Below are 8336 nucleotides of genomic sequence, written 5' to 3' on the forward strand. Positions count from 1 at the left end.
TCCGACTTAGCTTCAGCCTGCTTTATATAAGAATCAAGATTTTCCTGCATGTCTTTTCTGACGGCATTTTCTGCCTCAGAACGGATTTTTTCAAGTTCTTCTTCGGTATAAGTTTTTTCACCTTCAACTATAATTACATCAGAAACAGAAGAAAGACCGCTCGCATTTGTAACTTTAAGCCGCCATCTTCCCGGAGGAATATCCTTAAACTGAATTTTAGAAACGCTTTCTGTTTCAGAACCGTTTGAGTTCATTTTTGATTTTTCTGAACTGTCTATCCGGCCTTCAAGATTTTCATTTATGAGTTCAAATTTTGATTCAGCATTAACATCAGAAATATTTACATTGAGTTCGACATTCGGATTATTTTTATCCAGTGTGATTTTATCCTCAACGCTCTTTATTTTTGGTTTTGCCGCCTTATAAACATCAAAACGCGTCCATGTACTTGTACCGGCTTCCCTTCCCAGAAAATCATAGGCAAAGACGCGGTAGCGGTAATTTCCAGGAACGAGCGAAAGTTCTGCAGAAGTTTTATCAGTAGTGATAAAGGTAGATTTTCCTGTTGCTGTATTCTGAACTTCAACTTTGTATTCAAGGGCATTTGCATTTGATTTCCATTCAATTTTTTGAGAAAAAGCTGAACTTTCTGCAAAGAGAGGAAAACACAAAGCCATTAAAATGAGAAATCTGGAAATAACGGTAAATAAAAAGCGCCTAATTTCCATAGAGAGTTCCCGGGTTTACAGTTTCAACCATTGTCGGTGAAGCAAAATCAATTGTAAATCTGCGGCTTGAAGAAAGACCTTTCTGTTCAAGATAGCCGTCTTTTGCATAAGAAGCAGCACTTACAGTCCATTCAAAAGTGCCGACATCAAGAATAGACAGATCTTTTAAAGTTACAGACGAAGATTTTGTATTTCGTTCAGTATAAATAACCGTTCTGCTTCCATTCGGCTCAATTTTGTATAAAGCAAAGGTGTATGAACTGGCTCCATTTACTTCATTCCAGTTAAATTCAATGGAACGGTGCTTTTTAAGATATGCGCCGTCCATTACAAGAGCACTTGCAGGAGAAACTAATTCTGGGGCGGACAGATCAGCCACGCTTTCTACAGTAAAGGTCATTGATTTTGAATCAACAGGAATTCCATTGCCTGTGCTGGCAGCAACTTTCCAGGTGTAAGAACCTTCCGTTAAGCGCGGAATTGAAGCAGAAGTTTTTACAGTTTCAATTGTTTCGACAACTTTTGACGAACCATCTTTCTGAATTTTTGAAAGAACGAGCCGGTAATTAGAAACTCTGTCTTTTCCAGAAACCCAGGTAAAGACAACAGGAGTGCGCAAAGCCGTGAGCCCCGGAATTTTTGTGCCGTTTGCAGGACTTTCAGCAAGAACCATAGTCGGAGAACGGACAGAGAAATTCTTTTCGGAAGCAACAGAAACTCTTGGCTGAGATGCATCATCTTTTACAGCAACAGAATGTACCTGAACGATGTAATTTCCATCATCAAGAACAAAGTGAGCAGAAGTATCATGAATTTCACTCTGTGTTTTTACAACTTCGCCGGTTGGTTTACAGATTTTTGCGATATAGTAATCAGCCTCAGAAACTCCTGTCCATGAAACAGAAACAGGCATGTAGTTATGAACAATAATTTCCTGATTTTGCACCGGTGAAATTAAATTCGGAGGAGTAAGTTCTGAAAGAACCGTAAACATTCTGCTTTGAGTAAGAGCCGAAACAGCTCCCTTTTCATCACGGATGCCGACACGCCACCAGTAATTTCCTGAAGGAAGAATCAGACTGTCGATAACAGTTGCTGCTGTAGACTTTTCAATCTGAATCTGGGCAAAATTTGGATTTGGAGAAATCTGAATTACAGAAACGCTGGACTTTTTATCGTATTCGTCTGCAAGTTTCCACATAAAGGCAGTTGAAGCAACCCTGCTGCTTTCAATGCTGAAATTTTCCGGCGGATACAGAAGTTTATTGTCCTGCGGAATATATCGGGCTACACGGAACGAGCGGATTTCAGATTCCGGATAAAGATCATCCGGGTCAGAAGAATTGCGGACAATTTTCCAGTAATACGTGCCGTCATAAAGTTCATTCGGTGCAAAAGTTTTTGAGAATCTTGTCTCATTTGTCTGTGCAGTGTAAACCATTGAATTAAAATCACTGTCACGGGCAATACTCAGAGTATAAGTTGAATTTTTAAGTTCTGATTTCCATAAGAAATTTGCAGAAATATCATCTTTGTATACGATTTGTGCGCTTTCAGCAGGCGATGAAAGTTCCGGCCGCTTGATTTCCTGGCTTTTTGTAATTTTGAAGGTATAAATTTCACTTTCGCCGGCGTAACCAAGATTATTAAGTGAGTAGAATGGCGTAACCTGCCACCAGTAATTTCCTTCTTCAAGAGAATCTGCACTTACAAAGTTTCCGGCTACTTCTGAATCAAAAACAACGGAACGCATATCCGGAGTGGCAGAAATCAAAACCCTGTATCTTTCTGCATATTCATTTCCACTCCATCTGAAGGAAACTTTTGGCAAAGAAGAACGGTATTTAAATGAAGTTGAATTTGCCGGAGAAACCCCCTGAATATTTTTGATATTCTCAATAGTGATTTTTCCTTCAACTGCCTTATCTTTTGTTTCTTCTGTAAAAGCCCTCCAGAATACAACGCCTTTTCCGACCTTAACTTCTGCAGTTGAAGAATTTACGATATCACGGCTTGCAATAAGTTTCGTAAAATCTCGCGAATAAGAAGTCTGAATTGTAACAGCATCCCCTGCACTGCTTTTCCATTCAAAACGCACAGGAACAGCATCCTCTTTTACATTAAGGATTTTCAATTCCTTTGGAGGATAAATTACAGAAACAGGATTTTTTTGAATTTCTTTTCCTTTTTCGACATTTACAGATTCACCATAAGCAAGGTCTGCTTTCTGACCGCTTTCTGTCGTAACCTGAGCAGAACCGCTTTTAACTTCGACATTATGTACACCTGTTGCGCTGTCACTTTTTGCAGCCAGGGCACTTCCGGCATCAACATTTACAACAGAACCGTCATCAAGCTTAACTTCTACATTGGAAGTTGCTGTTGTAGAATCGATTTGAATATCACCGCCGTCAATAGAAATTTGAATTCCGCCGGAAGAATTTGTACCCACCTGAATCATGGTATTTTCGCCCAGATCAATTACGGTACCGTCTTTTAAAGTCAAAATCGCCTGTGCCAAATCTGCAGTACGGATTGTATCCCCGTAATAAAGCTTTGTACCGGTTGTAATTCTTTCCCAGACAACCCGGTCATCAAACTTTCGTTGAGCCACATTCTGCTTAAATGAGATATATCCGATTTCGTCTTTGTCGTTGCGGACTGTAAATGTGTTCAAATCCTGCCAGAAAAGCCAGCCAAAATAAGCGGCAGCGGACAGACAGAAAAGAATCACAAAAAAATCAAGGAACAGCGACTTGAATCTTATTCTCTTCCGCATCCAAATTCACCTTATCAAAGTCAGGGGTCGGAATTCCAAGCAGAGCGCGCAGTTCTTTTAATGTTTTCGGTCCTGCAGGTCCGACTGCACGTTCACAATCAGAATCCACAACAAAATTTTCGTCTTCAGATTTGAAGAATTCTTCTATGTCAAAGTTCGGCATATTTACGACACCATAAAAATGCTGTTTTCCTTTGCCTTTTACTTCAAATTCTACGGGAATCCGCTCCACTATAATTTCATTACGGATATTTACCGGGCGGATTATAAAATTATTTTCTTCACAGCGGATAAAATCTTTTTTGAGAATATCGTAAGTATCCTGCGTTATCAGAATATCTGTACCGCAGGGCTTGTTACTTGCTTCAGCACGGCTTGCAAAATTAACTGAATCCCCGATTGAAGTAAATTCCATTTTATCAAATGACCCCATAAATCCGACTGTCGCACGGCCTGAGTTAAGACCAGCACCAATCTGAATATGCGGTTTGTATTTTGCAAGAGGATCGTTTGCATGTTCCTTTGTAAATGCCTCTGCATCTTTATTATACTTCATCAAAGAATAGCGCATTGCAATACAGCAGGTAATCGCACTCATCGCATCGGCTTTTACATAAGCCTTGTGAGCTTCTTCTTTCAGAATTCGGGTAACTGAAGTTTCAGCCATTTTTTCCCATTCAAGACCGTCATTCCTGAGAACGCCCCACGCCGCCATAATTGCATCGCCTTCAAATTTATCAACGATACCGCCGGTTTTATTGATACAGGTTACCATACGGCTCATGTAATCATTCAAAAAGCCGATGATTTCTGCCGCACTGTGCTCACCGAACCGTTTTTTAAAGCCGTCAGAAATTGCAGTAAAACCGCGGATATCACTGAAAAAAATCGTAATGTCTTTTAAGTGCGGCTCAAAGTCAATTTCTTTTGTAATTACAGCCTTTGTTACACCTTTATTAGTAAGACGGGAAACCATATTAAGAATTTCCCGTTCATTTTTAGTACTGCGTTCAAGGACACCGATTTCGTCTTTGCGCTTTAGTTTTAACTCATCAAAAAGTTCTGTATTGAAATTTCCTTTATTTACTTCATTAACAATGGAAGTTAAACGCCGCAAAGGCGTGCTTAAAGATTTTGCAAAGAAATAAATTACAAGAATTGAAAGTGCTATAATAAGGCCCATTATGAAAAAATTCCGGATTGTAATCCGTCTTACACCTTCAAGAACTACAGAAGTTTTTACAATTGTGATTACACCGCCGTTTCCAATAGCAAGTTTACGGAATGCACCGATATATTCATCCCCATTTTCGTCCGTATAAGGAATCTGACCGTTGCCTACAGAACTTGCAAGCATTTCCTGTACAATTTTAGATTCACTTTCATCAGCTGCTGTATTCATTTTTTCAAAATCAGCATGGATAAGAACAATGCCTTCATTATTAACAAAAGACGACTGATTTATACTGCCGGCAGCAAAACTTTCTGCAATTTCCTGAGTTGAATATAAAAATGAAACATAGCCGTCCCCGTTTGCAGTTGAAAGAGGACAAAAAAGACAAATCATCGGAACATTGAAAAACGGCGTAGAATTAAGAATTTCAAAAATACCGCTTTTTGCTTTTTCAGCACCATCAGTTTCCTGCTGCATATAAGAAAGAACAGTATCATATTCTATTTCGTGAGATACAAGGAATGCATCGCTAGAAAAAAGAATTCCTTCATCTTCACGCGAATAATAAACAGCAACAATATCCTTATTACGTTCAAAGAACAGTTTTTCGATTCCACGCTTATCTGCTTCTGAGTCCGCAGCATTTGCCATCAAATCAAGAAGCATTGTTACAGATGAAACAGCACTGTTAATTCGGTTTTCTGTATCACTTGTGGTTCTTGAATTAATGGCCAGATTGTTTTCTTCAGCATTTGAACGTGAATCCTGAGTTGCAAAATACGAAACAGCATAGGTTACGCTGCCTACAGCAACTACCATAAGCATAGAAATAATAACAACAAGTTTGAAGCCAATCGGCCGGCGGATTTTAGAAGCTTTTTCTTCAAGCCGTGTTTCTAAATTTTCATATTTACGAATCAGTTTAACTGCATTTTTTTCAAGTTTAAGAGATTTTTTATCATCAGCCAGAAATTTTGAAATTTCATCTGCACGTGTAGGAACAAATTCTGCAGGCTCTTCCAGAATAAAATCGTCAGCAGCCTGCTTTAATTGAGATAAATCTGAAGTTTTGTCAGGAATTTTACCAGAATTTTTTATTTTTTCACGGACAAAAACTCCATTCATATTCAACAGAGTTTTTTGAGAAGATTTATTTCTGGAAGGTAGAACAAAGTCTCCGTATTCAAATGAATTCATCTGTATATTATCGGCAGAAATTATGAATTTCTCAATAATCTTTTAATATTATTTTCAAAATAATACAGAGGAAAATGATTTACAATACGCTTTTTAAAAACTGCTGAAGGCGCTCACTTTTAGGATTTGTGAAAATATCTGCCGGAGTTCCTTCTTCAACGATTTTACCGCTTTCCATAAAGAGTACGCGGTTTGCAACTTCACGGGCAAAAGCCATTTCATGAGTCACAACAATCATCGTCATGCCGTCCTTTGCAAGCTGCTGCATTACATTTAAAACTTCACCAACAAGCTCAGGATCAAGTGCACTTGTAGGTTCATCAAAAAGCATGATTTTTGGTTCCATAGCAAGAGCACGCGCAATTGCCACACGCTGCTGCTGTCCTCCTGAAAGCCGTGCAGGATATTCATCTGCCTTGTCTTTTAATCCGACTCTGTCAAGCAGCTCAAGTGCCTTTTTCCGGGCTTCTTCACGGGAAGATTTTTTGACAAAAACCGGTGCAATCATTACATTCTGAAGAACTGTTTTATGCGGAAAAAGATTAAAACGCTGAAAAACCATGCCCATTTCAAGCAGAACTTTTGAACGTTCTTTTTTAGGCATTTTGAATTTTTCAACACCGCCTTCAAATTCTTCAAGAAGTTTGTCATCAACAAAGATTTTTCCGGAATCAAATTTTTCCAGACGGTTAAGAGTCCGAAGAAATGTTGATTTTCCTGCCCCAGAAGGTCCGATTATGCACACTACTTCCTTTGGCTGAACTTCAAGAGAAACCCCTTTAAGAACATGCAGATCACCAAATGAAACATCGATATTTTCAGTCTTAATTATACTCATTAAAATCCCCTTTACTGAACCAGCTTATTCATAAACACTGAATTTTTTCTCGGTGCGGTTAAACACAACAGAGAAGACCGCCGTAATTATGAGATAAAGAATCATTGCAGGAATATAAACCAGTTCATTTCCGGCAGATGATGCAATACTTCTCGTTACTTTAGTAATATCTTCAAGTGCTATCAGAGAAACAAGTGAAGCATCTTTTAAGACCATAATAAATTCATTTCCGATTGAAGGAATAAGGCGGCGGATTGACTGAGGAACGATAATCAAAGCCATTGTCTGCCAGTAATTAAAACCAAGCGCATGACTTGCTTCTTTCTGACCTTTATCAATTGACTGAATTGCCGCCCTGATATATTCAGCCATATAAGCCCCGGAATTTAATGCAAAGGCAATGAATGCAGCCAGAAATTTGTTCCTCAGTGTAAGAAACGGGAATATTTTTGGAAGGCCGAAGTACAGAAAATAAAGCTGCATCAAAAGCGGCGTACCTCTGAAAAAGAAAATATACGCCTCGCAGATTTTTTTAAGAACCTGCTTTTTTGACATTTTGCCGAGCGAAAGAAAAAGCCCGATTACAATTCCAGCCGCAACTGATGTAAGTGTGAGAAGAATAGTAATTTTTGCTCCTTCCAAAAGAGCCGGAATCCAGCCGATAATTTTCTGTAAAGCGGTCATTTTAACTCCAGTTATTTAATTGTTTCGCTCAAATCTGTTCCGAAGATTTTGATATAGATTTCTTTCATTGAACCATCAGCAATCATTTCTTCGATAGCAGCATTTACTTTTTCAACAAGAACAGAATTTCCTTTGCGTACTGCTACACCGAAATATTCATCAGCAGAACCAACCCATGTTGAAACAAATGCAGGATCTTCAGCATAGTTTGCATAAACCAGAGCATCTGAAACAACAGCATCACAACGGCCGAGTTTGAGTTCATCATAAGCATTGATTACTTTGTCGAATTCAGCAGGAGTAAATTTGAGACCTGCTTCAGCCTGCTTTGCCATGAAGATATCTGATGTAGTTTCTGCCTGATAAGCAACTGTTTTTCCTTCAAGGTCTTCCGGGTTTGCAGGAGAAAAACCTGAATCAGCCTTTACAACGATTGTCTGACCGTTTCCGATATAAGGACGAGAGAATTCCATTGATTCAAGACGTTCCGGAGTGATTGTGGCAGCTGACATAACACAGTCATATTTGTTTGTTTCAAGACCAGCAAAAATTCCGTCCCATGCTGTGTCAACAAATTCAACTTCAAGGCCGAGTTTTGCAGCAACAGCTTTACCAAGTTCGATATCAAAACCGACAGGAGTTTTTCCGTCAGTATCATAGTATTCCATCGGAGGATAACCGATTTCCATACCGACCTTGAGTTTGCCTTTTTCAACAGTAAATTCACCGGCTTCAACCTTTTTATTACAGCCGATGAATGATAAAGATGCTGCCAGAGCAATGACAGCGAGTGCAATTTTTTTCATAGTGTACCCCTTAAAATAATAAAGGGACTCCGTACGATATTAACGCCGTCGTCCCCTCGATTAGATAATTATACAGAATTCATGAATAAATATGCAAGACATCCTTGCGGGCATTCATTATATTAACACA

General features: G+C 38.9%; 5 protein-coding genes and 1 pseudogene. All 6 read right to left on the reverse strand.

Going from position 1 to position 8336, the window contains the following annotated elements:
* Nucleotides 1-677 (reverse strand): annotated as a pseudogene (locus tag ACKI5B_RS04060) (hypothetical protein); the annotation flags it as partial.
* A 40-nt stretch (nt 678-717) separates the two neighbouring features.
* Nucleotides 718-3507 carry a FecR domain-containing protein gene (locus ACKI5B_RS04065; protein ID WP_407426089.1) on the reverse strand — a complete coding sequence of 930 codons (2790 nt, stop codon included), beginning with the start codon at nt 3505-3507 and terminating at the stop codon, nt 718-720.
* Complete coding sequence (locus ACKI5B_RS04070) at nt 3470-5878, reverse strand: adenylate/guanylate cyclase domain-containing protein (RefSeq protein ID WP_407426091.1); 2409 nt, start codon at nt 5876-5878, stop codon at nt 3470-3472. Before ACKI5B_RS04070 ends, ACKI5B_RS04065 begins: the two co-directional genes overlap by 38 nt.
* Nucleotides 5879-5957: 79 nt before the next feature.
* Nucleotides 5958-6716: an amino acid ABC transporter ATP-binding protein gene (locus ACKI5B_RS04075; protein WP_407426093.1), complete on the reverse strand. Its 759-nt coding sequence runs from the start codon at nt 6714-6716 to the stop codon at nt 5958-5960.
* Nucleotides 6717-6740: 24 nt separating this feature from the next.
* Nucleotides 6741-7400, reverse strand: coding sequence for an amino acid ABC transporter permease (locus tag ACKI5B_RS04080; protein ID WP_407426095.1), 660 nt, complete (start codon nt 7398-7400; stop codon nt 6741-6743).
* Nucleotides 7401-7411: 11 nt separating this feature from the next.
* The gene (locus ACKI5B_RS04085) at nt 7412-8206 is read right to left on the reverse strand and encodes an ABC transporter substrate-binding protein (protein ID WP_407426097.1); all 795 of its coding nucleotides are present in this window, start codon (nt 8204-8206) and stop codon (nt 7412-7414) included.
* Nucleotides 8207-8336: the final 130 nt, after the last annotated feature.

Source organism: Treponema sp. (genome assembly GCF_045657965.1).
GTDB lineage: Bacteria > Spirochaetota > Spirochaetia > Treponematales > Treponemataceae > Treponema_D.